The 25879-nt window shown below is 56.5% G+C and carries 23 protein-coding genes and 1 pseudogene; 8 read left to right on the top strand and 16 right to left on the bottom strand.

What is annotated here, in order from left to right; translation table 11 throughout:
* From BM029_RS23220 to BM029_RS23205, 4 genes and pseudogenes are all read left to right on the top strand, one after another.
* Window positions 1-591 (top strand): annotated as a pseudogene (locus tag BM029_RS23220) (NAD(P)(+) transhydrogenase (Re/Si-specific) subunit alpha); the annotation flags it as partial.
* A gap of 117 nt (window positions 592-708) precedes the next feature.
* The gene (gene panD / locus BM029_RS23215) at window positions 709-1071 is read left to right on the top strand and encodes an aspartate 1-decarboxylase (protein WP_092440130.1); all 363 of its coding nucleotides are present in this window, start codon (window positions 709-711) and stop codon (window positions 1069-1071) included.
* A gap of 55 nt (window positions 1072-1126) precedes the next feature.
* On the top strand, window positions 1127-1453 hold the full coding sequence (locus tag BM029_RS23210; RefSeq protein ID WP_092416095.1) for an NAD(P) transhydrogenase subunit alpha part 2: 327 nt from the start codon (window positions 1127-1129) through the stop codon (window positions 1451-1453).
* Window positions 1450-2886, top strand: coding sequence for an NAD(P)(+) transhydrogenase (Re/Si-specific) subunit beta (locus tag BM029_RS23205; protein ID WP_092440128.1), 1437 nt, complete (start codon window positions 1450-1452; stop codon window positions 2884-2886). The genes BM029_RS23210 and BM029_RS23205 overlap by 4 nt, the downstream gene beginning before the upstream one ends.
* An 896-nt stretch (window positions 2887-3782) precedes the next feature.
* Here BM029_RS23205 and BM029_RS23195 read toward each other — a convergent pair.
* From BM029_RS23195 to BM029_RS23175, 5 genes are all read right to left on the bottom strand, one after another.
* The gene (locus tag BM029_RS23195; RefSeq protein WP_092440124.1) at window positions 3783-4955 is read right to left on the bottom strand and encodes a UbiH/UbiF/VisC/COQ6 family ubiquinone biosynthesis hydroxylase; all 1173 of its coding nucleotides are present in this window, start codon (window positions 4953-4955) and stop codon (window positions 3783-3785) included.
* The gene (locus BM029_RS23190; RefSeq protein ID WP_092440136.1) at window positions 4952-5584 is read right to left on the bottom strand and encodes an HAD family hydrolase; all 633 of its coding nucleotides are present in this window, start codon (window positions 5582-5584) and stop codon (window positions 4952-4954) included. The genes BM029_RS23195 and BM029_RS23190 overlap by 4 nt, the downstream gene beginning before the upstream one ends.
* A gap of 55 nt (window positions 5585-5639) precedes the next feature.
* Entirely contained in the window at window positions 5640-6980 is a 1341-nt protein-coding gene (locus BM029_RS23185) for an aminopeptidase P N-terminal domain-containing protein (RefSeq protein WP_092440122.1), read from the bottom strand.
* A 62-nt stretch (window positions 6981-7042) separates the two neighbouring features.
* On the bottom strand, window positions 7043-7750 hold the full coding sequence (gene murU, locus BM029_RS23180) for an N-acetylmuramate alpha-1-phosphate uridylyltransferase MurU (RefSeq protein WP_092440120.1): 708 nt from the start codon (window positions 7748-7750) through the stop codon (window positions 7043-7045).
* 32 nt (window positions 7751-7782) lie between these two features.
* Window positions 7783-8820, bottom strand: a complete 1038-nt coding sequence (locus tag BM029_RS23175) for an aminoglycoside phosphotransferase family protein (RefSeq protein ID WP_092440118.1) — start codon at window positions 8818-8820, stop codon at window positions 7783-7785.
* A gap of 197 nt (window positions 8821-9017) precedes the next feature.
* Here BM029_RS23175 and BM029_RS23170 point away from each other — a divergent pair, with 197 nt between their 5' ends.
* The 4 genes from BM029_RS23170 to rsmA all read left to right on the top strand — a co-directional run bounded on the left by BM029_RS23170 (window position 9018) and on the right by rsmA (window position 14818).
* Complete coding sequence (locus BM029_RS23170) at window positions 9018-11339, top strand: LPS-assembly protein LptD (protein WP_244545189.1); 2322 nt, start codon at window positions 9018-9020, stop codon at window positions 11337-11339.
* Window positions 11340-11374: 35 nt separating this feature from the next.
* Window positions 11375-12802: a peptidylprolyl isomerase gene (locus tag BM029_RS23165; RefSeq protein ID WP_244545188.1), complete on the top strand. Its 1428-nt coding sequence runs from the start codon at window positions 11375-11377 to the stop codon at window positions 12800-12802.
* A gap of 57 nt (window positions 12803-12859) precedes the next feature.
* The gene (gene pdxA, locus BM029_RS23160) at window positions 12860-13957 is read left to right on the top strand and encodes a 4-hydroxythreonine-4-phosphate dehydrogenase PdxA (RefSeq protein ID WP_244545187.1); all 1098 of its coding nucleotides are present in this window, start codon (window positions 12860-12862) and stop codon (window positions 13955-13957) included.
* Between the two features lie 87 nt (window positions 13958-14044).
* A complete protein-coding gene (gene rsmA / locus BM029_RS23155; RefSeq protein ID WP_092416085.1) occupies window positions 14045-14818 on the top strand; it encodes a 16S rRNA (adenine(1518)-N(6)/adenine(1519)-N(6))-dimethyltransferase RsmA in 774 nt (257 codons plus the stop codon).
* Window positions 14819-14868: 50 nt separating this feature from the next.
* On the opposite strand, the gene gloA is transcribed toward rsmA, so the two are convergent.
* The 11 genes from gloA to BM029_RS23100 all read right to left on the bottom strand — a co-directional run bounded on the left by gloA (window position 14869) and on the right by BM029_RS23100 (window position 25418).
* Window positions 14869-15279, bottom strand: coding sequence for a lactoylglutathione lyase (gene gloA / locus BM029_RS23150; protein ID WP_092353637.1), 411 nt, complete (start codon window positions 15277-15279; stop codon window positions 14869-14871).
* Window positions 15280-15339: 60 nt separating this feature from the next.
* The gene (locus tag BM029_RS23145) at window positions 15340-16329 is read right to left on the bottom strand and encodes a M48 family metallopeptidase (RefSeq protein ID WP_170851198.1); all 990 of its coding nucleotides are present in this window, start codon (window positions 16327-16329) and stop codon (window positions 15340-15342) included.
* Entirely contained in the window at window positions 16307-17050 is a 744-nt protein-coding gene (locus BM029_RS23140) for a lysophospholipid acyltransferase family protein (RefSeq protein ID WP_092440110.1), read from the bottom strand. Before BM029_RS23140 ends, BM029_RS23145 begins: the two co-directional genes overlap by 23 nt.
* Window positions 17051-17115: 65 nt before the next feature.
* Window positions 17116-17673: a D-glycero-beta-D-manno-heptose 1,7-bisphosphate 7-phosphatase gene (gene gmhB, locus BM029_RS23135; RefSeq protein WP_092440108.1), complete on the bottom strand. Its 558-nt coding sequence runs from the start codon at window positions 17671-17673 to the stop codon at window positions 17116-17118.
* A 70-nt stretch (window positions 17674-17743) separates the two neighbouring features.
* Window positions 17744-19852 (bottom strand): glycine--tRNA ligase subunit beta, encoded by a 2109-nt coding sequence (gene glyS / locus BM029_RS23130; protein ID WP_092440132.1) that lies wholly within the window; start codon window positions 19850-19852, stop codon window positions 17744-17746.
* Window positions 19853-19863: 11 nt separating this feature from the next.
* A complete protein-coding gene (glyQ, locus tag BM029_RS23125) occupies window positions 19864-20844 on the bottom strand; it encodes a glycine--tRNA ligase subunit alpha (protein ID WP_092440106.1) in 981 nt (326 codons plus the stop codon).
* Between the two features lie 129 nt (window positions 20845-20973).
* On the bottom strand, window positions 20974-22530 hold the full coding sequence (lnt, locus tag BM029_RS23120) for an apolipoprotein N-acyltransferase (protein ID WP_092440104.1): 1557 nt from the start codon (window positions 22528-22530) through the stop codon (window positions 20974-20976).
* 85 nt (window positions 22531-22615) lie between these two features.
* Entirely contained in the window at window positions 22616-23497 is an 882-nt protein-coding gene (locus BM029_RS23115) for an HlyC/CorC family transporter (protein WP_092440102.1), read from the bottom strand.
* Between the two features lie 178 nt (window positions 23498-23675).
* A complete protein-coding gene (locus tag BM029_RS23110) occupies window positions 23676-23960 on the bottom strand; it encodes a pentapeptide MXKDX repeat protein (protein ID WP_092440100.1) in 285 nt (94 codons plus the stop codon).
* A gap of 68 nt (window positions 23961-24028) precedes the next feature.
* Complete coding sequence (locus BM029_RS23105; RefSeq protein ID WP_092440098.1) at window positions 24029-24802, bottom strand: molybdopterin-dependent oxidoreductase; 774 nt, start codon at window positions 24800-24802, stop codon at window positions 24029-24031.
* 10 nt (window positions 24803-24812) lie between these two features.
* The gene (locus BM029_RS23100) at window positions 24813-25418 is read right to left on the bottom strand and encodes a cytochrome b/b6 domain-containing protein (RefSeq protein WP_092440096.1); all 606 of its coding nucleotides are present in this window, start codon (window positions 25416-25418) and stop codon (window positions 24813-24815) included.
* Between the last annotated feature and the right edge of the window lie 461 nt (window positions 25419-25879).

Here is a 25879-nt window from a genome sequence, read left to right as displayed (position 1 = left end):
GGTTTGCAAGCGATCGCCACTGCCAAGCGTCTTGGCGCAGTCATCGAGGCCTCTGATGTGCGGCCTGCGGTGAAGGAACAGATCGAATCGCTGGGCGCGAAATTCCTGGATGTGCCTTTCATTACGGATGAAGAACGGGAAATCGCCCAAGGTGTTGGCGGTTATGCGCGGCAAATGCCGGCCGACTGGATGCGACGTCAGGCCGAGTTGGTGCATGAGCGCGCCAAGCAAGCCGATATCATTATCACCACGGCCCTGATTCCCGGCCGCAAAGCACCTGTGCTGATCAGTGAAGACACCGTCAAGGCGATGAAGCCGGGTTCGGTGATTCTCGACATGGCGGTCGACCAGGGCGGCAACTGTCCTTTGTCGGAAAGCGGCAAAACGGTCGTCAAGCACGGCGTCCATATCATCGGCGAAGGCAACCTGGCTGCGCTGGTGGCGGCAGACGCTTCGGCGTTGTATTCGCGCAACGTGCTCGATTTCCTGAAGCTGATCATCAATGCCGAAGGCGGCCTGGTGATTAACCGCGAGGACGATATCGTTGCAGGCACCTTGTTGTGCAGCGGCGGCGAAGTGTTGCGCAAGTAAGTTACGCAAATAAGCCGCACCACATAAGCCAGACATAAATACCGATTTCATTAATAGCTGTAAAGGGGCATCCGGCCGCAGCTGGGCCGGACGCTTCGTAAACTGGAGAATCAAGATATGCAACGCATCATGCTGCGCGCAAAAATTCATCGCGCAACCGTTACCCAAGCCGACCTGCACTATGAGGGCTCTTGCGGGATTGATGAAGACCTGCTGGAAGCGGCCGACATTCGCGAGTTCGAGAAGATCGAACTGTACAACGTCAACAACGGCAAGCGCTTTTCGACCTACGCGATCCGCGGCAAACGCGGCAGCGGCGAGATTTCGCTGAACGGCGCCGCTGCACGTTGCGCGCATCTGGGCGACTTGCTGATCATCTGTACTTATGCCCCGCTTTCGAATGAAGAGGCAAGCAGCTATGTGCCGAAAGTGGTGTTTGTCGATGACAACAACCGTATCACCGGCCTGAAGAAAATCTAAGGCTAGCGGCGCGTCTCAACAGCGCTGTCCTGCTACCTTTTATCAAGGGGAAATCATGGAAGTCACGCACACCATCACCAACCTGATCATTTTCGTACTGGCGATCTACGTCGGCTACCACGTGGTCTGGACTGTTACACCTGCCTTGCATACACCGCTGATGGCGGTCACCAATGCCATTTCGGCCATTATCATTATCGGCGCCATGCTGGCGGCCGGCCTGACCGAAGGTATCGTCGGCCAGGTTGCCGGCACGCTGGCGGTGGCGCTGGCGGCTGTCAATGTATTCGGCGGCTTTCTGGTGACCCAGCGCATGCTGGAAATGTTCAAGAAAAAAGAGCCCAAGGCCAAGCCTGCAGCTAAAGAGGGAGCGCACCAATGAGCATGAATCTGGTGACCTTGTTGTACCTGATCGCCTCGGTTTGTTTTATCCAGGCGCTCAAGGGTTTGTCGCATCCGTCTTCGGCGCGGCGCGGTAATGCCTTCGGCATGGCCGGCATGGCGATTGCGGTTGTCACTACGATTGCCTTGATCGTCAAGCTGAAAGCGGAATCGCAAGGAGCCGGCCTCGGTTTCTGGCTGGTGGCGGGCGGCGTGGTTGTGGGCGGCGGTATCGGCGCCTTCCTGGCCAAGCGGGTAGAGATGACCAAGATGCCGGAACTGGTCGCGGCGATGCACTCGCTGATCGGTCTGGCGGCGGTATGTATCGCAGTTGCAGCGGTGTCGGAGCCATGGGCTTTCGGTATTGCCGCACATGGCGAGTTGCTGCCGACCGGTAACCGTATCGAACTGTTCATCGGCACCTTCGTCGGTGCGATTACCTTCTCCGGTTCGGTGATTGCGTTCGGCAAGCTGTCGGGCAAATACAAGTTCCGCCTGTTCCAGGGCGCGCCGGTGAGTTTCCGTGGCCAGCATTTCTTCAACCTGGTGCTGGCCGTGGCGATGCTGGGGCTGGGAATCATCTTTGTGCTGACCCAGTCCTGGCTGCCCTTCATCCTGATGACCATCATCGCGTTTGCGCTGGGTGTGTTGATCATTATCCCGATTGGTGGTGCTGATATGCCGGTGGTGGTGTCGATGCTGAATAGCTACTCCGGCTGGGCTGCAGCGGGTATCGGCTTTTCGCTGAATAACTCGATGCTGATCATCGCCGGTTCGCTGGTGGGTTCCAGCGGTGCGATCCTGTCCTATATCATGTGCAAGGCGATGAATCGGTCGTTCTTCAACGTGATCCTGGGCGGCTTTGGCGGCGACGCCGCTGCGGCGACAACGGCTGGTGCGCAAGCCCAGCGTCCGGTGAAGTCCGGTTCCGCTGACGATGCCTCGTTCCTGCTGGGGAATGCTGAAACCGTCATCATCGTTCCCGGCTACGGCCTGGCGGTGGCGCGTGCGCAGCATGCATTGATGGAGTTGGCTGAAAAGCTGTCGCACAAGGGCGTCACCGTCAAGTTCGCGATTCATCCGGTGGCAGGACGCATGCCTGGGCACATGAACGTGTTGCTGGCGGAGGCCGAGGTGCCGTACGACCAGGTGTTCGAGATGGAAGACATCAACAGCGAATTCGCCCAGGCCGATGTGGTGCTGGTGCTGGGCGCCAACGACGTCGTCAATCCGGCTGCCAAGGATCCGAAGTCGTCGATTGCCGGCATGCCGATCCTGGAAGCCTACAAAGCCAAGACCGTCATCGTCAACAAGCGTTCGATGGCATCCGGCTATGCAGGATTGGACAACGAGTTGTTCTACATGGATAAAACCATGATGGTGTTCGGCGATGCCAAGAAGGTGATTGAAGATATGGCGAAGGCGATTGAATAAGCGTTGATCGCTCCGAAAAAAGCCGCGCCAGCGAAAGTTGGCGCGGCTTTTTTATAATGAATTTCTTAAAATGAAGAATCCCGAGATTACTTCAGATGGGGTTGACGTACAGTCGAGCTATCGTGGAATTACGCGTGGGCACTCGTGCCCACACCCTACGTCCTTTCGAACAATGTGGTTATCGTGGAATTACGCGTGGGCATGCGTGCCCACCCGACATTCTTTAAGCATCGCGTAGGGTGGGCAGGATTTTCTGCCCACGCTGAATCACCCGCAAATGGTTATGAAACATGTCACGTTACCGCCGATCATTGTCAGCAGGAAGTACGTTTTTCTTTACAGTAGTAAGCTATCGCAGGCAGCCGATTTTGTGTGATGACACATTCCGTAATGCTTTGCGCCAAAGTGTTGAAATGGTGCGGGCGCAGCGCCCATTTACGATCGATGCATGGGTACTGCTACCGGATCATTTGCATTGCATCTGGACCTTACCTGAAGGGGATGCCGATTTTTCGACGCGATGGCGTTTGATTAAACGAGCGGTGTCGAAAACTTGTCGCCATGCCTATCATCGATCTGACTGGTTGAATGCGTCAAAGCTGTCACATCGGGAGTCGACTATCTGGCAGAGGCGTTTTTGGGAACATCAAATTCGGGACGAGGAGGATTTCTCTAACCACGTTGATTACATCCACGTTAATCCAGTCAGGCATGGGTATGTGAAGCACGTGGTTGATTGGCTATACTCCACGTTCCACCGGTACCTTAAGCAAGGTTTGGTTAGTGCAGATTGGACGACTGATGCAGATCTGGATATCAGATTTGAGTGAACGTTGGAGTCGACGTGGGCACAGGTGTCCACCCTACAGTCTCTCATCGTGCGAATGAGGCGAAGTTTAGCGCCGTCCGAACATCATTTGTCGGGCTAGCAAGCGCCTGGCTGGTTTCACAACATCTACCAGTCCCAACGATAAGCCCAGCAGGGTTTGCGATACGGCGCCATCGGGCGCGCTGGCAAAAATCCGCGCCATGACGTCGGTCAGGTGGATCGTCAGGCTGCGGTCTGCCTGCCTGGCGGCGGCAAAACGTTGCAGGGTATCGGGGGTGATGTCGCCGGCCAGCAAACGCGCCAGCACCGCTGCATCGCGCAAGCCCAGGTTCAATCCCTGGCCTGCAACCGGATGCAGGGTTTGCGCGGCGTTGCCAATTGCCACGGTTCTAAGCGTAGCTGCAGGGCGAGCATTCAAGCCCAGCGGAAAGCTGTTGCGTTTCGACGTTTTGAGAAAACGCCCAAGCCGGCCGCCGAAGGCTTGTGCCAAGGCCTCCAGGAATGCCGCTTCGTCCAGCGCCAGAAGCTGGCTTGCAGTATCAGGGCGCACACACCATACCAAGGCGTAGTTGTTCCCGTGTCCGTCGTCCTGCGGCAGCAGCGCGAGCGGTCCTTGATCGGTGAAACGTTCAAATGCGCGGTGTGGAATCGGCGCGCTGCTCTGGACATGGGCGACGATGCCGATTTGCTGGTAATCGCGTTGCAGCGATTTGTCATCCTGGGCGCCGAATACACCACCTTCAGCTTGCACCAGCAATTTGCTCCGCAGCGAACTGCCATCGGACAATTGCAACTCCACATGGTCATCTTGTTCGGTGCTGGCGCTGACTTGCAGCGGCCGCAGCAAGTGGATGCCAGCCAGCGCCGGCAGGGCTGATACAGCTGTTATCAGGTTGCCATAGCGTGTGACATAGCCGAGTGCCGGCAGCTGGAATTCTTCGCGCTGGATCAGGGTGCGGCCGAAATGTGCGCGGCGCGATACATGGATCTGATGGATGGGGGTGGCAGCAATCGGCCAGGCGCCGATCTCTTGCAGGATCTGGCGGCTGCCATAAGAGAGCGCAAGGGAGCGCGGATCTTGTCGTGCCAGTTCAATCGTCTTGGCGTCAATCAGCGCAATCCGCGCAGCGGCGACGCCGCGTTTGACCAGCAATGCAGCCAGGCTCAGGCCGACCGGGCCGGCGCCGCAGATGGCGATATCAACCTCGGTCTGTTGCTGCGGATGGATGACGGTGCTCATGCCGGCAAGCCCCAGCTACGCAACCGGGCTGCAGTAGCGGCGGGGTCGGTATGATGAATGGCGCGCCAGCCGAGGGCGTGCGCCGCATCGACGTTTCTGCGGACATCGTCGATGAACACCAGTTGTTCCGGTTGCGCGTCGGGATAGTGTTGGCGAATGCGTTCCAGCATGCGTTGGTAAATGCGCGCATCCGGCTTGATCAGTTTTTCATCGCCGGAAACCAGCACGTCTTTGAACCGGTGCAGGAACGGATAGTTGTCGCGAGCATAGGGAAATGTTTCGCCCGACCAGTTGGTCAAAGCGTACAGCGGCACGCCGGCCGTCTCCAGCGCCTCGAAAATCGCCATGCCTTCTGCCAGCGTGCCGCCCAGCATTTCCGTCCAGCGCGCATAGTAAGCGTGGATCAGATGGGCGTGCGCCGGATGGCGGGCGCTGAGGATGGCGGTTGCCTCGCTGAGCGGGCGGCCGGCATCTTGCTGGAGATTCCACTCGCTGTTGCAGATGTTGGCGAGGAACCATTTCCGCTCGCTTTCGTCGGTGATCAGCTTGCGGAACAGGTAGTCCGGATTCCAGTCGAATAGTACGCCGCCGAGGTCGAAGACGACGATGGTGGGAGGTGCGTTTGTCATGGACATCATGATACTCGTGTCTGTACTACGGCGTCTTCCTTGGAGCGTGCTTGCTTCATTTACGCATCAATGCTTCGATCTCGGCTGCCGAGGTAGGAACGTCGCTGGTCAGGTTGATGTTGCCGTCTGCAGTAACCAGGATATCGTCTTCAATACGGATGCCGATATTCCAGAATTGTTCCGGTACACCCTCGGCCGGACGCACATAGATGCCCGGCTCGACCGTGGTGACCATGCCGGGCTGCAGCTTGCGCCACGGCTTTTGCTGGCCTTCCGGGGCGACTTCGCCGGGTTCGCGATAGGCGCCGACGTCATGCACGTCAAGACCGATCCAGTGACCGGTGCTGTGCATGTAGAACTGGCGATAGTCGCCATTGGCGATCACGTCGTCGAGCGTGCCGGCTTTGTTTTTGTCGAGCAGGCCGGTATCCAGCATGCCTTGCGCCAGCACCCGTAGCGCCGCGTTGTGGCCATCGATGAAGCGCTGTCCCGGGCGGGTTGCCGCGATCGCCGCGTGCTGCGCCGCCAATACGATTTCATACAAGGTTTTTTGCGGGCCGGAGAATACGCCGTTGGCAGGAAATGTGCGGGTAATGTCGGAGGCGTAGCTTTCGAATTCACAGCCGGCATCGATCAGCACCAGGTCGCCGTCTTTCAGTTCAGTGTTGCCGGCACGGTAGTGCAGCACGCACGCGTTGGCACCGGTGGCGACGATAGAGGTGTAGGCCGGCGACTCCGCGCCTTGGGTGCGGAATTCATGCAGCAATTCGGCTTCCAGATGATATTCGCGCAAGCCGGGCCGCGCCATGCGCATTGCGCGGCAATGGGCACCGGCGGCAATTTGCCCGGAGCGTTGCATGATCGCGTGTTCACCTGCATCTTTGAACAGGCGCATTTCAGCCAGCAGCGGATCCAGGCTATGGATGGTGGCCGGTGCGCTGACGCCGATGCGGGCCTGACCACTGAGCTTGTTGAGCCAGCCTTGCAGTTGACTATCGCGATTAGCCTGTTTGCCCATAGAGTAAAAAATCGCCGGCGCATCGGCCAGCAATTTCGGCATTTCAGTATCTATGGCGTCGATCGCAAACGCAGCGTCGAAACCGAGTTGTGCGCGGGCGGCGTCAGGGCCGAAGCGATAGCCGTCCCAGATTTCCCGTTCCAGGTTTTTTTCCCGGCAAAACAGGATCGCCTTTGAATCTTTGCCGGCGATCAGGACGATCACGGCGTCCGGCTCGGTGAAGCCGGAAAGATAATAGAAGCTGCTGTCGTGGCGATACGGAAAATCGGAATCGGCATTGCGCGCGGCCTCGGGCGCTGTCGAGATGATGGCGACGCCGCCGCCCATGGCCTGCATTTGCACAATCAGTTTGCTGCGACGGGTGCTGTAAGGAGTCATGCTGGCGTCTTTCTGGAATAGGTTGGTATGCTGCGGCTGGGCGTTGTCGAAGGTGTTGGCAACTACAGCGGCGCGTTCAATTGATTCAGACGTTCGATGGTGCCGACATCTGTCCATTCACCACGATACACGTCGCCGCCGATCTGGCCGCGTGCCGCGTTTTCGCGCAGCAAGGTGACCAGTTTTTCCGATTGGCCGGCGCTGACGCCATCAAACATCGATGGCCGATAAACACCAATCCCGGAGAACGTATAGGTATGGCCGGGTTCCCCCTCATTGCTAACCGAAAAACTGTGCAGCCCGAAATCGCCCTGTGGGTGGTGGGCAGGATTTTTTACCAGGAACAGCCAGGCATTGTCGCGCTTGTCCAGCGCATACGGCTGACCCCAGAGGTCGTTGTCTTCCAGCGTATTCTTGACTTGCTCGAAGTCGAAATGCGGGCAGTAGATGTCGCCCGCAATCGCCACGAACGGCGCCTCGCCGAGCAGATGGCGGGCGTTGGCGATGCCGCCTGCGGTTTCCAGCGCCACAGCTTCCGGCGAGTAGGTAATCGTCGCGCCGAATTTTCTGCCATCGCCCAGCGTATCTTCAATCATTTGCCCCAGGTGAGCGTGATTGATGACGATGTCGGTGATGCCGGCACGCACCAGGTTGAGAATGTGCCAGACGATCAGCGGCCGGCCGCGGACCGTCAGCAAAGGTTTAGGAATGGTGTCGGTCAGCGGACGCATGCGCTCGCCGCGGCCGGCGGCAAAAATCATTGCTTTCATGGATACTCTATTCGATTTGCAATTGGAACGGATCAGAACGTATAGCCGACCTGCACCGCTTTATCTTCCAGCTTGTCCAGCAAACGTACCAGCGGGATCAGCTCACGGTAGCGCAGCGCCGTCTTGCGGGTGTACTCCATGACCAGCGGGATGTCTTTCAAATAGGCTTCCTTGCCGTCGCGGTGATACAGACGCGCGAACAGGCCGAGTATTTTCAGGTGCCGTTGCAAGCCCATGTATTCGAAATCTCGATAGAAAATGTCGATGTCCGGATTGACCGGCAGGCCGGCGCGTTTGGCGCGTTCCCAGTAGCGGATCGCCCAGTCGAGCACCTGCGCTTCATCCCACTGGATGTAGACATCGCGCAGCAGCGACACGATGTCATAGGTAATAGGGCCGAACAGGGCACCCTGGAAATCCAGCACGCCAGGATTGCCGTCTGGCAGCACCATCAGGTTGCGCGAATGATAATCACGATGGATGAATACCTGCGGCTGCGCCAGGTTGTTGGCGAGGATGGCGTCGAAAACCTTGTTCAGATCGCTGGTTTGCTGGTCGCTCAGGCTTGCTTTCAGATGCTTGCCGAGATACCACTCCGGAAATATTTGCAATTCTCGCAACAGAAAGGCACGGTCGTACTCAGGCAGTACGCCTGGCTGACTCTTGGTTTGCAGCAATACCAGGGCATCGATGGCGTCCATATACAATTTCGGCGCGCTGTCGTCGTTCAATTGCTGCAGGTAAGTTGTAGAACCCAGGTCGGACAGCAGTAAAAAGCCGCGTTCAACGTCTTGCGCCAGGATTTCTGGCACCGACAGGCCGATACCGGCGAACAGCCCGGCAATTTCAATGAAGGGTTTGACATCTTCTTGCGGCGGCGGTGCGTCCATCACAATCAGGGTTCTGCCATCCACGGCATCGAGCCTGAAATAGCGCCGGAAACTGGCGTCGGCGGAGGCTGGGCGGAGCGTTGCAGGCAGTGTGGGTATGGCGCTAAGCGTAGTTAGCCATTCGACAATTTGGGTCTGGCGCAGATCGGGTACAGCGGGGGGAGACTGTGATAAAGACATTAAGCATTCCAGTAATACGGTTGTCGGTAGTGAGTTCCCATATAATAAGGGATTAATTTCAAAAAATCGCCTGCTATGGTGTTTGCCAAATTCATTTCATGACCCGGTCCTCCTCAGCGCTACCTAAGCAATCCCAGTCAAATCCGGGTCGGACCACGTCAGGTCGCTCCACGTCCCAATTGCCCGCCTTGCGGCGCATGACCGTCATGGTAGCTTCGGTTATCGCGGCGATATCCATGCCGATGTGGGTGTGGGCGCAATCGATCGATCCGGTCACGCCAGTCGTTCCCACCACGCAAAACAATGTCAAGCCGCCGCGCGTCAACGATTCTGATGCGCCGACCACGGTAGAGGCTGAGCAGATGACCGGCCGGCCGGACCGGGTGATCAACCTGGATAACGATGTCGACATGACACGCGGTCAAACCGAGATCAAGTCCAACAAGGCGACTTACCGGATCGTCGAGAACGAGGCGGAAGCCCACGGTTGCGTACGGATGAATCGCTATGGCGACAAATACACCGGCGATGATCTCAAGCTGAATATGGATTCCGGGCAAGGTTTCCTGACCAACCCGACTTACTGGTTTAAAGCCAATGACGGTCACGGCAGCGCTGAACGCATCGATTTTATCGATGAGGACAAGTCGAAAATCATCACCGGCACCTACACTACCTGTCCCGGCACCAAGCCGGACTGGTATATCAAGTCGAGTACGCTGGATGTCGATAGCGGCCTGGGTGAGGGCGTGGCGCATAACGGCATTCTTTACTTCAAGAGCGTGCCTATCCTCGGTTCGCCGGTGATGTCCTTTCCCTTGTCGAACGAGCGCCAGTCCGGTGTGTTGCCGCCGATACTCGGCAGCACCAACAACGGCGGTTTTGAGTTCAATCTTCCCTATTATTTCAATATCGCCCCTAATCGCGATTTGACGCTGTACCCCAACATCATTACCCAGCGCGGTTTGCAAATGGGGGCTGACGCCCGTTATATCGGGGATGGCTACAGCGGGCAAACCAAGGTCGAGTTTTTGCCGGACGACAAACTTACCAAGAGCAATCGCTACGCCGTGCAATCGATTCATACGCAGACGCTGGCGCCTGGTTTGAGCATGGGCTGGAACGTCAATTTTGCTTCGGACAACAGTTATCCGGACGATTTTTCGCGTTCGATTACCCAAAGTTCAACGCGGATATTGAATCGGGAATTCGATTTGAATTATTCCGGCTCGTTCTGGAGCGTGGCAGCGCTGGCTTCGCGCTACCAGGTATTGCAGGATTTCGACGCCAACGGAAATCCAACGCTGAGCCGTCCGTATGACCGTCTGCCCCAAGTTACCGTGAACGCAGGTAAGCAGGATATTTATGGTTTTGACTGGAGCGTGAATGCGCAATACACACGTTTCAGAAACAGCCAGTATGATTTTCCGAGTACCAGCAGCACCTTGTTGCCATTGGGTGGCGACCGCATCTACATCAACCCGCAGCTTTCTTATCCGATTATTCGTCCAGGTTATTTCATCACGCCGAAAATCCAGCTGGATGCGACTGCCTATAACATCCAGCCGAACAAGTTTGACACGCCGAATGCAATTCCGACGGGTGCAACACCACTGGGTAACAGCTATAACCGGGTATTGCCGACTTTCTCGTTCGATACCGGCTTGATTTTCGAGCGCGACGCAAAGTTTTTCGGCAATCAGATGACGCAGACACTGGAGCCGCGCCTGTTCTACGTACGTACGCCTTATCGTGATCAGAGTCAGTTTCCGCTGTTCGACAGTGGTGTCGCAGATTTCAATTTCGCCCAGATTTTCACTGAAAACCGTTACAGCGGCCATGACCGTATCGGTGACGCCAATCAACTGACGGTGGCAGTGACTTCGCGTTTTATCGAGGAATCCGGCGTGGAACGTTTGCGCCTGGGTATCGGCCAGCGTTTTTACTTTACCGAGCCGCGCGTGTCGCTCGGAGGCACTACCGATACCATCACCAGCAGCCGTTCGGATTTGCTGTTGGCGGCGGGCGGACAGATAACGCAGGCACTGGGTGTCGACAATACAATCCAGTATAGCCAGAGCAATAATCAATGGGTGCGCGCCAACTCCAGCATCAAATGGCAGCCAGGTCCGAAAAAAGTCATCAACTTCTCTTATCAGCTGGATCATAACAACGTCGATCCGCTGCTGCTGGACAGCAAATACCTGAAGCAGTTTGACGTATCCGCCCAATGGCCAATCAGCCGCCGCTGGTATGGCGTCGGCCGCGTCAGCTACTCTTTGCAAGAGAAAACAGTCGGACAAAGCCTGCTTGGACTGGAATACAAAGCCGATTGCTGGGTCTTCCGTGTGGTGGGACAACGTACGCCGACATCGTCAACCCGCTCGACTACAGGTATATTCGTGCAACTTGAGTTGAATGGTTTATCAAGCATCGGGTCGAATCCGATGCAAGCCCTGCGTAGCGGTGTTCCAGGTTATCAGAATGTTAATCAACCCGACTCTTTCATTAGCCGTTGAATCCGTCATTTTTACTTATGAACGTTTTTCCAATTATGCGTAAAACCAATCAAACCCAACTCGCTGCAATCGCATTCTCGTTGTTGTCAGCTACTGCCGGCAGCGCGTGGGCTCAAGCCGCGTCGAACCAATCGGCGCCACCGGCTGTTGCACCCGCTGCTCCAGCTACTGCCCCGGCTACTGTTTCGGCTGCCAAGCCGGCAGTAGCCAAAGCAGCGCCGCAGACAGTTGATGCCATTATCGCGGTGGTGAACACCGACGTGATCACCCAGCAGGAATTGAACAAGCGCATGAACGACGTTGTGCAACGTATGCAGGCGCAAAAAATTCAGTTGCCGCCTGCCGCTGATCTGCAAAAGCAGTTGCTGGAACGCATGATTCTGGAGCGCGCGGAAGTGCAGTTGGCGAAAGAAAACGGTTTGTCGGTAGACGACGTCATGCTGGATCGCGCAATCAGCAGGATTGCCGAGCAGAACAAGATGTCGATGCCGGATTTCCAAAAGCAGTTGGCGCTGGAAAAAATCCCTTACGCGTCTTTCCGCGAGGAAATTCGACAAGAAATGTTATTGCAACGTCTGCGTGAACACGAAGTCGACAACAAGATCCAGATTTCGGAATCGGAAGTTGACAATTACATCGCCGCTGACAAAAGCAACAAGCAAACCGCGCAGGAACTGGACTTAGCCCAGATCCTGATCCGGGTGCCGGAAAATGCTTCGGCCGAGCAGATTGCACAGCGTGCCAAACGTGCTGAAGAAGCCATGCAGCAAATCAAGTCCGGAGGCAATTTCGCCGCCATCGCAGCTGCATATTCTGATGCCAGCGATGCCTTGACCGGCGGCGACATGGGCTGGCGCGCGCAAGATCGCATACCGGCGCTGTTTGTAGAAGCCGTCGCGAATCTGGACGTGGGACAGGTATCGAGCATTGTGAAAAGCGCCAATGGTTTTCATATCATCAAACTGGTGAGCAAGCGTGCTGCACCGGCCGCCACGGGCGACACCGCGGCAGCGCCGGTCCAGCAAACCCATGTGCGCCATATCCTGATCAAGGTGACGCCGACCGTGACTGCGGCTGACGCCCGCCGCCGCCTGGTTGACCTGAAGGAGCGCATAGATAACAAGGCCGCCACGTTTGAAGATTTGGCCAAGTTGTATTCGAACGATTTGTCGGCCTCCAAGGGCGGCGACCTGGGCTGGGTTTACCCTGGCGATACAGTGCCTGAATTCGAACGCGCGATGGATGCGTTGAAGCCGGGACAGATCAGCGATCCGATCGAATCGCCGTTTGGTTACCATCTGATCCAGGTGGTGGAGCGCAAGGCCAACGATGTGTCCAAGGAACGTCAGCGCCTGACAGCGCGGCTGGCGATTCGTGAGCGTAAAACGGAAGAAGCTACTAACGAGTGGTTGCGCCAGTTGCGCGACCGGACTTATGTGGAATACCGTGGCGACGACCGTTGATTACGGGGGGTAAGCCAGTATTTAAGTCAGTATCCAAGCCTGCATCGAGAGTAGTACATGTCTGATCAATCCGCTGCGCAATCCGTTGCGCAGTCAGCTATAGCGCCGCTGAAATCGCCAACGCGGCCGCGGCCGGTATTGGCCGTCACTTGTGGCGAGCCGGCCGGCATCGGTCCTGAAGTCGCGATCAAGGCGGCCTGGCAGCTGCGCGCTGAAATCAATAGCGTGCTGATTGGCGATGCCGCTTTCCTGGCGATGATCGCGGCTGAGATCGATCCGCAAATCCGCCTCGTGGCATTGTCGCAGCAAGCCTTGCGCAACGACGGCTTGCCGAATTTTTCGCATGATCAGATTGCAGTGATCGATTGTCAGCTCGATGCGCATGTGCAACCGGGCCATCTGGATGCGCGTAACGGCCGCGCCGTATTGCGTACGCTGGATATCGCCATCAACGGTGCGCAGCAAGGTATTTTCGACGGCATGGTCACGGCGCCTCTGCAAAAAAGCACGATCAATGATGCCGGCGTGCCGTTTACCGGCCATACCGAATATCTTGCCGAAAAAAGCGCAACTGCGCAGGTCGTCATGATGTTGGCTACGGACCGGACCACGCCACCGTTGCGGGTAGCGCTGGCGACCACGCATCTGGCGTTGAAAGATGTTGCGGCAGCACTGACCTTTGACAGCCTCAGCCGGACCATCGCCATCCTGCATGCTGATTTGCAGAAGAAATTCGGCCTGGCGCAGCCGCGTATCCTGGTGACGGGATTAAATCCACACGCAGGCGAAGGTGGTTACCTGGGGCGAGAAGAAATCGATATCATCAGCCCGGCCCTGCAAGCGGCCAAAGCGCTCGGCATTGACGTTAGCGGCCCTTATCCGGCCGATACCCTGTTCCAGCAAAAATATCTGGCTGACGCCGACTGCGTATTGGCGATGTACCATGACCAGGGTTTGCCGGTATTGAAATATGCCAGTTTTGGACACGGCATCAACATCACGCTGGGTTTGCCGTTTATCCGCACTTCAGTGGATCACGGCACTGCACTGGATCTCGCCGCAGCCGGTTTGGGCCGGGCCGATCACGGCAGCATGCTGGCGGCGTTGAACGTCGCGGCGCAAATGGTGCGGCAGAGCAAATTGGTGGCAGCATAAGCGGTCGCTGCCCCGCCGCGCCGTTGTACCGATGGCCGAATCTCCCGCAATTGTTTTAGCTTGTCCGTCCCGCACATAAAGAAAAAAATGAAGAACCACATCCCCCGCAAGCGCTTCGGCCAGAATTTCCTGACGGACGACACCGTGTTGTACAACATCATCGCTGCGATAGATCCGCAAGCCGACGACAACATGGTCGAAATCGGCCCCGGCCTGGCCGCCATGACGCGTCTGCTGCTGGAGTCGTTGCAACAATTGCACGTAGTCGAACTCGATCGCGATCTGGTGGCGCGGCTGCAAAAGAATTTCGATCCAGCCCGTTTGCACGTGCATTCCGCCGACGCCTTGAAGTTCGATTTCAGCAGTATTCCTCTGGCCGGCGATCGCAAATTGCGTGTGGTCGGGAATCTGCCTTACAACATCTCAAGTCCCTTGCTGTTTCACCTGGCAGAGATCGCGCCGCAGGTGCAAGACCAGCACTTCATGCTGCAAAAGGAAGTGGTGGAGCGTATGGTCGCCACTCCCGGCAGCAAAGCGTTTGGCCGCCTGTCCGTCATGCTGCAATGGCGTTACACCATGCAGTTGATGTTTATCGTGCCGCCAACTGCGTTCGATCCGCCGCCTAGAGTTGAATCGGCCATCGTGCGGATGATCCCGATTGCTCAGCCCCTGGCTTGCGACCAGAAAAAACTGGAGCAGGTAGTCCTGAAAGCGTTCACGCAAAGACGCAAGGTAATCCGCAACTGCCTGGCCGGCATGTTTACGGAGAATGAGTTGATCGATGCCGGCGTCGATCCGCAAGCGCGGCCTGAAACCGTCTCCATGGAACTGTTTGTGGCGCTGGCAAATCGTTTGCCATGATGGTTTGACCAGGCGGGTTGCCAAGTAGAGCCGGCGCCCGCCGTAGCAACCTATAAAGCGGCGTCGGCGCCATGTCCCGCTTTGCGTTCTATCAATTCCACCTTGTAGCCATCGGGGTCCTGCACAAAGGCTATCACCGTGCTGCCACCCTTTACCGGCCCCGCTTCCCGCGTCACGTTGCCGCCCTGCGCCTTGACCGCCTCACAGGCTTTGTAAGCATCTTCAACGGCGACTGCGAGGTGGCCGAACGCCGTACCCTGATCGTAGCTGTCGACGCCGTAGTTATAAGTCAATTCGAGTTCAGCATGATCGGGATTGCTGCCATAGCCGACAAAAGCCAGAGTGTATTTGTATTCAGGATTGTCATTGGTGCGCAGCAGTTTCATGCCGAGCACTTTGGTGTAAAAATCGATGGAACGTTGCAGATTGCCGACGCGCAGCATGGTGTGGAGGATTCGCATGGTTTATCTCGATGGTTGGGTTGTCTTGACGACGCATGGGCACAATGCGTGCCCACCTTACTAGAATACTGGCAGGGTTTCCTGGGCACTGTCGCGCAGGGTTTTCCTGGCTGTTTCGAATTCGGGGAAAATCGATTGCACCGTGGCCCAGAAACGCGGGCTGTGGTTCATCTCGCGCAAATGCGACAACTCGTGCGCAATCACATAATCGATCAGCGGCAATGCAAAATGCATCAGCCGCCAGTTCAGTCGAATCTTGCCTTCCGAAGTGCAAGAACCCCATTGGGTAGTCGCCGACGACAGTGCAAACGACTGATACGTGACGCCGAGCTTTTCCGCATAGACCGGTAGCCGTTCAGCGAACACCCGCTTGGCTTCCAGCTGCAGCCAGCCCAATACCCGATCTTTCAGCTGCTGCTCGCCGGCGTCGGCCGGCAGGCAGACGATCAATTCTTCGCTGGCTTCGTCAAAATGAATTCCCGCCCTTTGGGTAGCGTGAATGCGCAGCGTGATGTTGCGGCCCAGGTAGGGCAGTGTTTCGCCGTCGCGCCATGCCATTTGCGGCTGCATGCGGCGGGTCGAACGATCGCGGTATTCGCTCAGCTTGGTAAAAATCCAACGTTTCTTTTCGCGGATGGCAGTTTCGATATCGCCCAGTGTGACCCACTTTGGTGCGGTCACGCGCAAGCCGTCGTCGCTGATCAGAAAGCCGATGGAGCGCCGTTTGGAGCGCAGCAGGGTGTAATCGAGTACGTGTTCGTCGAAGTGCAGGCGGCGTTTGCCGGGCGCCAGCGCGGTCGATTCGCTCGGCGGCAGGGCCGGAGGCTTCGCTCTTGATTGCGGCCCCGCCGGCGGCGCTTGGACAGGCGGAGTATTGGTAGCACTACTGGTGGTCAAATCGTCGGCAAACAGATCCAGCTGCAGCGCTTGCTGCTGCACTAGCTTGCCTTGGGGCCGGCTATGTGGTCCCAGACGCGGCTTTACTGGCTTTTGATGCAATAGTTTCAATGGCGACCAGATTAGGGAATTATTGTTTCTTGGAATAAACATGCGGTGAAATCACGCGCATTTCAGATTCTATCCAATTTTCGACTTTAGCCATCAGCTCGTTGCTATCCATGCCTTCCGGATAAATCGGCTTGCCGATGGAGACGGTGATCAGCCCGGGTTTCTTGATGAAGGAATTCTTCGGCCAGCATTCACCTGCGTTGTGCGCGATCGGCACTACCGGTGTATTGGTTTCTACCGCCAGGCGTGTGCCGCCGGCTTTGTATTTGCCGGTTTGGCCGACTGGAATCCGCGTACCTTCCGGGAACATGATGATCCATTGGCCGTCAGCCAGGCGCTTGCGTCCTTGAATCACGACTTGCGCGAAGGCGTCGCGGCCTTTGCTGCGGTCAATCGGAATCATGCGCAGCAGGGCGATGCCCCAGCCGAAGAACGGGATGTAGGTCAGCGATTTCTTGAACACGAACACCAACGGACGCGGCGTCATCTGCAGCAAGAAAATTGTTTCCCAGGCCGACTGGTGTTTGCTCAGCACAACCGCTGGCGCATCAGGAAAATTTTCAAAACCCTTGACCTCATAGCGAATGCCGCAAATCACCTTGGCCATCCAGACCACCATGACATTCCAGCGCGCCGTCAGGTAATAGCGCCGAGCGTAAGGGAAGGGTGCAAACAAGATGCAGGCGAAGGACCAGACTACCGTCAAGACGGTCATCAGCAGGAAGAACAACAGGGAACGCAAAAACAAGGAAAAACGCAACATGCAAACTCCAGGAATTTTTCTAAACAAGCTATCTTTTTATTTTTACAAGGCGGAGCGCCCGTCAATCAAACTGACAGCTCCACCGGTTTCTTCAGCAGGAATTCAACCACCGCCGCCAGGTCCGGAAAAATCAATGTGCCGGGTGGCAGGCCACCCTTGTCGCGGGTTTTTTCGCCTTTGCCGGTGAGCACCAGATAAGGCGCGCAACCGGCGATAAAACCTGCCTGCAAGTCACGCAGCGAGTCGCCTACCGTCACCACGCCGCCCCGCAGGCTGATTTCAAAGCGCTTGCCGATGTCCTGGAACATGCCCGGTTTGGGCTTGCGGCAATCGCAGTTGTCGTCGGCCGCATGCGGGCAAAAAAAGATTGCATCGATTTCGGCGCCGACCAGTTGCGCGGCTTCATGCATTTTCTGATGAATCGCCATCAGCGCCTGCATGTCGAACAAGCCACGCGCAATGCCCGACTGGTTGGTCGCCACGACTACCCGGTAACCGGCCTGGTTCAGGCGTGCTATGGCCTCAAGAGAACCCTTGATCGGCACCCATTCGTCTGGCGACTTGATGAAGGCGTCGGAGTCGTGATTGATGACGCCGTCGCGGTCTAGGATGATCAGTTTCATATAGGCTGGTGGGCAACTCTAAAATTTCCGCCATCCCCGTGAACGTGGGGATGGCGTCGTGGATGTCACTTTAAGCAGCCAACTTGGAAATGTCGGCGACCTGGTTCAGCATCACATGCAGGTTCGCCAGCAGCGCCAGACGGTTGTTACGCAACTGCTCGTCTTCCGCCATCACCATCACGTCGTTGAAGAAGCCGTCGACGTTTTCCCGTAGCCGTGCCAATGCTTTCAACGCAGTGCTGAAATCGCCCTTTGCGAAGGCAGCGTCAACCTCTGGTTTCAACGTATTCATCGCCGCGAACAACTGTTGTTCGGCGCTGTCGCGCAGCAAATCCTGCTGTACCGTGTTGCCAACGCTTTCGGTCTTTTTCAGGATGTTGGTAATACGTTTGTTCGCCGCAGCCAGCGCTTCTGCTTCCGGCAAGGCGGCAAACGCTTGCACCGCGTCCAGGCGCTCGATGATGTTGTCGAGTCGGTCGGGCTGCTGCGCTACCACCGCTTCAATTTCGTTCGGTGAATAACCACGTTCGCGCAGCAGGCCGCGCAAGCGTTCGTACAGGAACGGCAGCACGTCGCTGCCTGGATCCTTGAAGTTGGCGTTGCCGGCGAACTGTTGCGCTGCACTGCTCAGTAATTGCGCCAGCGATATCGGCAGGCGTTTTTCCAGCAGCATGCGCAAGATGCCTAGCGCATGGCGGCGCAAGGCAAACGGATCTTTGTCGCCGGTTGGCTGCAGGCCGATGCCCCAGATACCGATCAGCGTTTCCAGTTTGTCTGCCAGGGCGACCGCTACGCTGGTATCGGTGGTCGGCAAGGCGTCGCCGGCAAAGCGCGGTTGATAGTGTTCCGAGATTGCCAGTGCGACGTGTTCCGCTTCGCCGTCATGGCGTGCGTAGTAGTTGCCCATGATGCCTTGCAGCTCAGGGAATTCGCCCACCATGTCGGTCAGCAGGTCGGCCTTGGCCAGCAGCGCTGCACGTTCAGCCAGTGCAGAGTCGCCGTCTAACAGCGTGGCGATCGCCGCCGCCAGGGCTTTGACCCGGTCCGTGCGTTGCAGCTGATTGCCGAGCTTGTTGTGATAGACCACATTGGCCAGCAAAGGCACACGGTCGGCCAGTTTCTTTTTCTGGTCTTGCTCGAAGAAGAACTTGGCGTCGGACAGGCGCGGCCGGACCACGCGCTCATTGCCTTCGATGATGTAATGCGGCTCGTTGGTCTGCAAATTCGAAACAATCAGGAACCGCGAACGCAATTTGCCGGCGCTATCGGTCAAGGCAAAATATTTCTGATTGGTTTGCATCGTCAGAATCAGGCATTCCTGAGGAACGCTGAGGAATTCATCTTCGAATTTGCAGGCATACACTACCGGCCATTCGACCAGCGCCGTGACTTCATCCAGCAGCGCTTCCGGCATCAGTACCTGATCATCCGCAGCGCTTGCCAACAGGGCAGCGCGAATCTTTTCCTTGCGCTCACTGAAGCTGGCGATGACTTTGCCTTGCTCTGCCAGCGTAATGGCATAGCAGTCGGCGTCGGCCAGCGTGAAGCGGCCTTGCGACAGGAAGCGATGACCTTCGGTCTGGCGACCGGCATCCAGTCCGAGCAAGGTCAGTGGCAACACCTGGTCGCCGTGCAGCGCCACCAGGCTATGCGCAGGCCGCACAAAGCGTACGGTGTGGCCGGCAGCATGGCCATGTTGCAACTGGTAGCTCATCACTTTCGGGATCGGCAGCTTGGCTACAGTATCTTCCAGCACCACTTGCAAACCGACCGGCAACGCCACGCCTTTGGCGGTGTAGCTGAAGAAAAAGCTCTCAGCCTTGCCATCGGGGGCACGTTCCAGTTCGGTCGGGGTGATCATCACCTTGCCGCATTGCGCAGCCATGGCGGCCAGTTTCTTCACCAGCGGCGCAGTTGCCCGGCCATCCGCATCCAGCGCTACCGACACCGGCAGCACCTTTTCGCGCATGGTTTTATCGAGCGAAACGGCACGCACATTGCTGATGGAAACTGCCAGGCGGCGCGGCGTAGCGAACGCGGTGGCGACGGCGCCATCATCCAGGAAATCGCGTGATTTCAGACCATTGAAAATACCGGTGGCAAAGGCATCGCCAAGTTTTGCCAGGGCTTTCGGTGGCAGTTCTTCAGTAAAAATTTCGATCAGCAGGGTGCGGCTCATGAGTGTGTCCTTCATGCCTTTTCCCCTGCGCGCTGCGCTACTGCCGCCATGTATTCATCTCCAAATTCTTGCAACAACAGATCGCCATTTTCCTTGGTGATCTCCCACATCGGGAAGCCCAGCTTGGCCCGTGAATCGTAATATGCCTGCGCCACCGCACGTGACAGGTTACGGATCCGGCCCATATAGGCGGCGCGTTCGGTGACCGAGATCGCTCCGCGAGCATCCAGCAGATTGAAGGTGTGCGCAGCTTTCAATACCATTTCATAAGCCGGCAGCGCCAGAGGCACTTCCAGCAGGCGCTTGGCTTCAGCTTCATAGTTGCCGAACAGCGGGAACAGGAATTCGGTGTTGGCGTGTTCAAAATTGTAGGTTGATTGCTCGACTTCGTTTTGATGGAACACATCGCCATAACTGAGCTTTTTGGTGACGCCGTTCTCAACCCGTTCTGTCCAAACCAGGTCATAGACATTTTCTACGCCCTGCAGGTACATCGCCAGCCGTTCGATACCGTAAGTGATCTCACCCAGCACCGGCTTGCAATCGATGCCGCCAACTTGCTGGAAATACGTGAACTGCGTCACTTCCATGCCGTTCAGCCAGACCTCCCAGCCCAGGCCCCAGGCGCCCAGGGTCGGGTTTTCCCAGTCGTCTTCGACGAAGCGCACATCGTTGCGCTTGAGGTCGAGGCCGAGCGCGGCCAGCGAACCAAGGTAGAGATCCAGGATGTTTTCCGGCGCAGGCTTGAGGACAACCTGGTATTGATAGTAGTGCTGCAAGCGATTAGGGTTTTCGCCATAGCGCCCGTCTTTGGGGCGACGCGACGGTTGCACGTAGGCGGCGCGCCAGGGTTCGGGGCCGATTGCGCGCAGGAAGGTCGCGGTGTGCGATGTGCCGGCGCCGACTTCCATGTCGTAGGGTTGTAGCAGGGCACAGCCCTGAGCGTCCCAGTAATCTTGTAATTTAAGAATTATTTGTTGAAATGTAAGCATCGTTTTGTTGCTTTTCCATACGGCTAAATGCCGGTTAATCGATTAAGTATGGCGGATCAAGTACAGCGGCCCACTGAAGCAGGTGATGACGAGCGCTAAGACCAGCGATTTTAGCGGGTTTTGACTGATTTAGGGCTGCTCGCGAGCTTTGCGGCGGCCACAGTACCAGCTGCCCGCAAGCATCAGCAAGGCCAGGATCACCAGCAGGCGATTGCCCAGCAGTATATACGGCGTGGTGCCGCTATAGCCTTGCACGGATGTCGCCAGCGTCGCGCGCTCATATGGAGCCAGCTGAACGCTGACAACGCCGTGCGGATCAATCAGGGCGGTAGCGCCGGTGTTGGTCGCGCGGAGCATCGGGCGGCCGGTTTCCAGGCTGCGCATTTGCGAGATCTGCAAATGTTGTGGTAGTGAAATTGTGTTTCCGAACCAGGCGATATTCGACATGTTCAGCAGCAGCGTGGCGGTCGGCTCGCCGGCGGCGCGGGTGGCGGCCAGCTGGCCGGCAATTTCTTCGCCAAACAAATCTTCGTAGCAGATGTTGGGCAACACCCATTGGTCTTTCACCGCGAATGGTACTTGCACCGCAGCGCCGCGGTTGAAATCGCCAAGCGGGATGTTCATCATGTCGACAAACCAGCGGAAGCCGAACGGCACGAATTCGCCGAACGGGACCAGGTGCTGTTTATCGTAACGAAAGTAATGGGCGGCGGGATCCTTGGCCTGGGGCGCGATACCGATCACGCTGTTCGAGTAGCGGTAAGGGCCGTCGATATAGGGAATTCCCAGCGCGATATGGCTGCCGGTTTGCTGCGAGAAATCTGATAAGGCAGGCAAATAATCCGGTGGCAGTTCGGTTTGCAGGATCGGTATCGCGGTCTCCGGCGTGGCAATCAGGTCTGCCGGCGCGGCGCGGATCATATCGATATACAGCCGCAGGGAATTCACAATCTGCGCGGTATTGAATTTTTCTTCCTGCGGCACATTGCCTTGCAGCAGACGCACTGTGATCGGTTTGCCGTGTGGCGCAGTCCAGTTAATCTGGTGCAAACCGAGGCCGGCGACCAGTATCAGCAGGGCCGCCGCAGCCGGCAGCTTATAGCGCGGCAGCAAAGCCAGGCAGCCGGCGATCAATGCCGAAATGCAGCCTATGCCGTACACGCCGATCAACGGCGCAAAACCTGCCAACGGGCTGCCAGTGTGGGCATAACCCGAAATCAGCCAGGGGAAGCCGGTGAACAACCAGCCGCGCACCCATTCCGTCAGCGCCCACAGGGCTGGGAAGATTGCCAGAGCAAACAGCGGCGGTGAACTCGTCCAACGTTGCCGTAACCAGAGCGCGGCGGCGGCGCACATGGCTGTGTACAGCCCCAGGACAGCCGCCAGCAATGCCACTGCCAACATCGCCAGCCAAGCCGGCAGGCCGCCAAAGTCGTGCAGCGAAATATAAATCCAGTAGACGCCATGCGCCATCCAGCCGAAGCCATAGGCCCAGCCCAGCAGTGCGCCGTATTTGATAGCAGGAGCGCGGAGCAGGCAGAACACGAACAGCGCCAGCGTCAGCAGTTGAATCGGCCACAGCCCGAACGGCGCGAAGGCGAATACATTGATGGCACCGGTCAAGGCCGCCAATAAGGCAGCCAACGGCAGCGGAAGTTTAAAAAACGAGGTGGGGCGAAAACTCATAGGCAGCGGCGATTTTGCTCTTTCTTGCTCTTAGGCGGGCAGGTCGTACCAGCGTGCTGCCACGCTGTTACGGCCAGCTCCTTTTTCAGGCTTCTTCCTGGGCCGGTCCCGACAATTTCTCGACCAGCAGGACATGTACCTGGCGGGCATCGGCACGCAGCACTTCAAAGCGCACATTGTCGATCGTGAACTCGTCGCCTTTACGCGGTACCCGTCCCAGATGATTGGCGACCAGGCCGCCAATGGTATCGACGTCTTCATCGACCAGCGCCGTTTCCAGCGTCTCGTTGAATTGTTCGATCTCGGTCAGCGCCTTGACCCGCCAGCGGCTGCCGTGGTCACCATCGCGGATGGCGAGGATATTGTCTTCTTCTTCATCGAAATCGTATTCGTCTTCGATATCGCCGACGATCTGTTCCAGCACGTCTTCAATCGTGATCAGGCCGGCGACGCCGCCGTACTCATCGACCACGATCGCCATATGATTGCGATTGGCGCGGAAATCACGCAGCAAGACATTGAGGCGTTTCGATTCAGGGATAAAAACTGCCGGCCGCAGCATGTCGCGCACATCGAAAGAATCTTCGGCGTAGTAGCGCAGCAAGTCTTTTGCCAGCAGGATGCCGATCACCTTGTCGCGCTCGCCATCGACGGCAGGGAAGCGCGAGTGAGCAGTCGACAGGACTTCCGGCATCCAGTCTTCTATCGGCTTGGTGACGTCGATCATGTCCATTTGCGAACGCGGGATCATGATGTCGCGGGCGGAAAGATCGGAGACCTGGAATACGCCTTCGATCATCGACAGTGCGTCGGCGTCGATCAGGTTGCGATCATGTGCATCTTGCAGCACATCGAGCAGTTCGGCGCGATTTTCAGGTTCGGGAGAAATCAGTGCGGTCAGGCGTTCAAATAATGACCGGTGGGGTTTAGCGTCAAATGATTTGACGCTACTAGGGTGCTCTGGCATATGGCGTTAGCCTTGGTTTCACATTGTTTTGGAAGCAATAGCATACAACAAATATGTGACAGGACGACGAAACGCATGTGTCTGAAGGCCTATATCTTGACTTCGACAGGCAATTTTCTTGCATAAAAAAGACGAATAATGCCCGTGGGCATTATTCGTCGCATTGGGAAAACGATAATTATTTCTTCATTTCATCTTTTCCCATGTCATCTTTCTTCATTTCATCTTTGGCCATGCCATCTTTACTCATCGCATCTTTTTTCATATGCATTTTTTTGTGCGGTTTCTTCTTCGCCATTTCATCATGTCCCATGGCGTCCTTGCCCATCGCATCTTTGTCCATGGCAGGTTTGGTCATTGCATCCTTCGACATGTCGTCCTTCTTCATTGCATCTTGGGCATAAACGCCGCCGGCAGCCATCATCAGGCAGGTAACTAACAGAGTTGTGAGGCTTTTTTTCATTTTGAATCTCCAGGTAAAAGTGGCAAAAGCGCCAAAAAAATCAATAAATACGGTTGCAGGGCCAGCATCTAAGAGCCGCCGAACCAGTTGTACCCTTGGTCTTCCCAGTAACCGCCGGGGTACTTGTTTGTTACTTCGATAGACGTGATGTGTTTCGGATTTTTGTAGCCTAGCTTGGTCGGCATCCGCAACTTCATCGGGAAGCCGTATTTCGGCGGCAGAATCTCGCCGTCGTAAGTCAACGTCAACTGGGTTTGCGGATGCAAGGCAGTCGGCATGTCGATGCTGGTGTGATAGTCATCCCCGCATTGAAAATCGACATATTTGGCGCTCAGGTCGGCGCCGATCTGTTGCAGAAAATAAGAGAACGGGATACCGCCCCAACGGCCGATGGCGCTCCAGCCTTCGACGCAGATATGGCGCGTTATCTGCTCGTTCTGTGGCATCTTGTGCAATTGCTCTAGCGTCCAGGGCCGTTTGTTGGTTACCAGACCAGTCACTTCCAGTTGATAATCGCTGCCGTCGATTTCCGGCACTTCTTCAATGCTGTAAAACGCGTTGAACGGGAAGGGGCGGGTCATTTCAGCCTGGGTGTAAGTAGGCGCCAGGCGTTTCGGATCGAACAGCCATCCTTGCACGTCATCGTTCATGCGCGAGATGCGCTCCAGCATGCGATTGACGGAGGGTTCGTCGGTGATATTGCAACCGGTCAGCAGCGACAGGCCGCCCAGGGTAAGTGCCCGCTTTGCAAACAGGCGGCGCGAAGGCAGAGCCAGTTCGCTGCGAGCGTCTTTCAGTATCGATTCGGTGTCTAGCGTCGAGTTGAGGGTTTTCTTGAACATGATCATCTCCTCAGCGGCCGCGCAGCATGGCTAGCAGTGTGCGTGGAACCAGTGCCACCATGACGATGTGCACCACAATGAACGCGACCAGGAAGCTCATCGCGCAGAAATGTACGATCCTGGCGTTGTCGAAGCCGCCCATCAGTTCGCGCAAGAGAGGGAACTGCACGGATTTCCAGATCGCCAGGCCCGAGACCACCAGCAGTATCAAATCCAGGATGACCGAGACGTACGCCAGTTTTTGCACCGCGTTGTAGTGGTCGAGCGTATCGTGCTGCAGCTTGCCGCGCAGTGCTTTGAACAGATCCTGGATAACCTCGGTCGGGCGTAGCGGGAAGAATTTTCTCCACAGGCGGCCGCTGGCAGTATTGAGCAGCAGATAAACCAGGCCGTTAAAGAACAGTAGCCACATCGCCGCAAAATGCCATTGCAAAGCGCCGCCCAGCCAACCGCCTAAGGTCCACTCGCTGGGAATGCGAAACGGGAAAATCGGCGATGCGTTGTAGATACGCCAGCCGCTCAGGATCATGATGATCACGGCAAGCGCGTTGAGCCAGTGGGTGACGCGTAGCCAGATCGGATGAACCACCGGTTTCTTGAGTGTAGAGGATGACATTTAGGCCGCCTGCACAAGAGGGAGGACGATCAAACGGAGCGGCATGATTTGGTTCACATTTGTCTCCGGGGGCTGTGTAATGATGGTTTTCATGTGGCTTAGTCGCAGGCCGAACCGGTTCATTACATGAATTCATCATAATCTTATTAATTAAAAAGATAAGAGAAGATTTTTGATATGTTAATTGCAATATTTTGAATGCAAGTCATTGATTCCAAGTAATAAAATTTAGAAGTAATTACAGAAATAAAAAACGCCGCAAAGGCGGTAATGCCGTTCAGTTAAGACTGGACGGCATTTTTATTTTGGGCTTGTAAACGTTCGGGCCAGCTGTTAACCTGCGTGTCGATGCTCGATGACACTCTCCATTTCCTTGCAAACCACCTCGAAGCGCCTGACTGGCGTCGGCTAGGAGAGCATTTGCCTGTCGAATGGATTGAACAGGCCGTGCAGCGCACCGA

It is taken from the genome of Collimonas sp. OK607, from assembly GCF_900111995.1.
GTDB lineage: Bacteria > Pseudomonadota > Gammaproteobacteria > Burkholderiales > Burkholderiaceae_D > Collimonas.
Note: the sequence above shows the minus strand (reverse complement) of the source record. Positions and strands in the feature narration are given on the sequence as shown.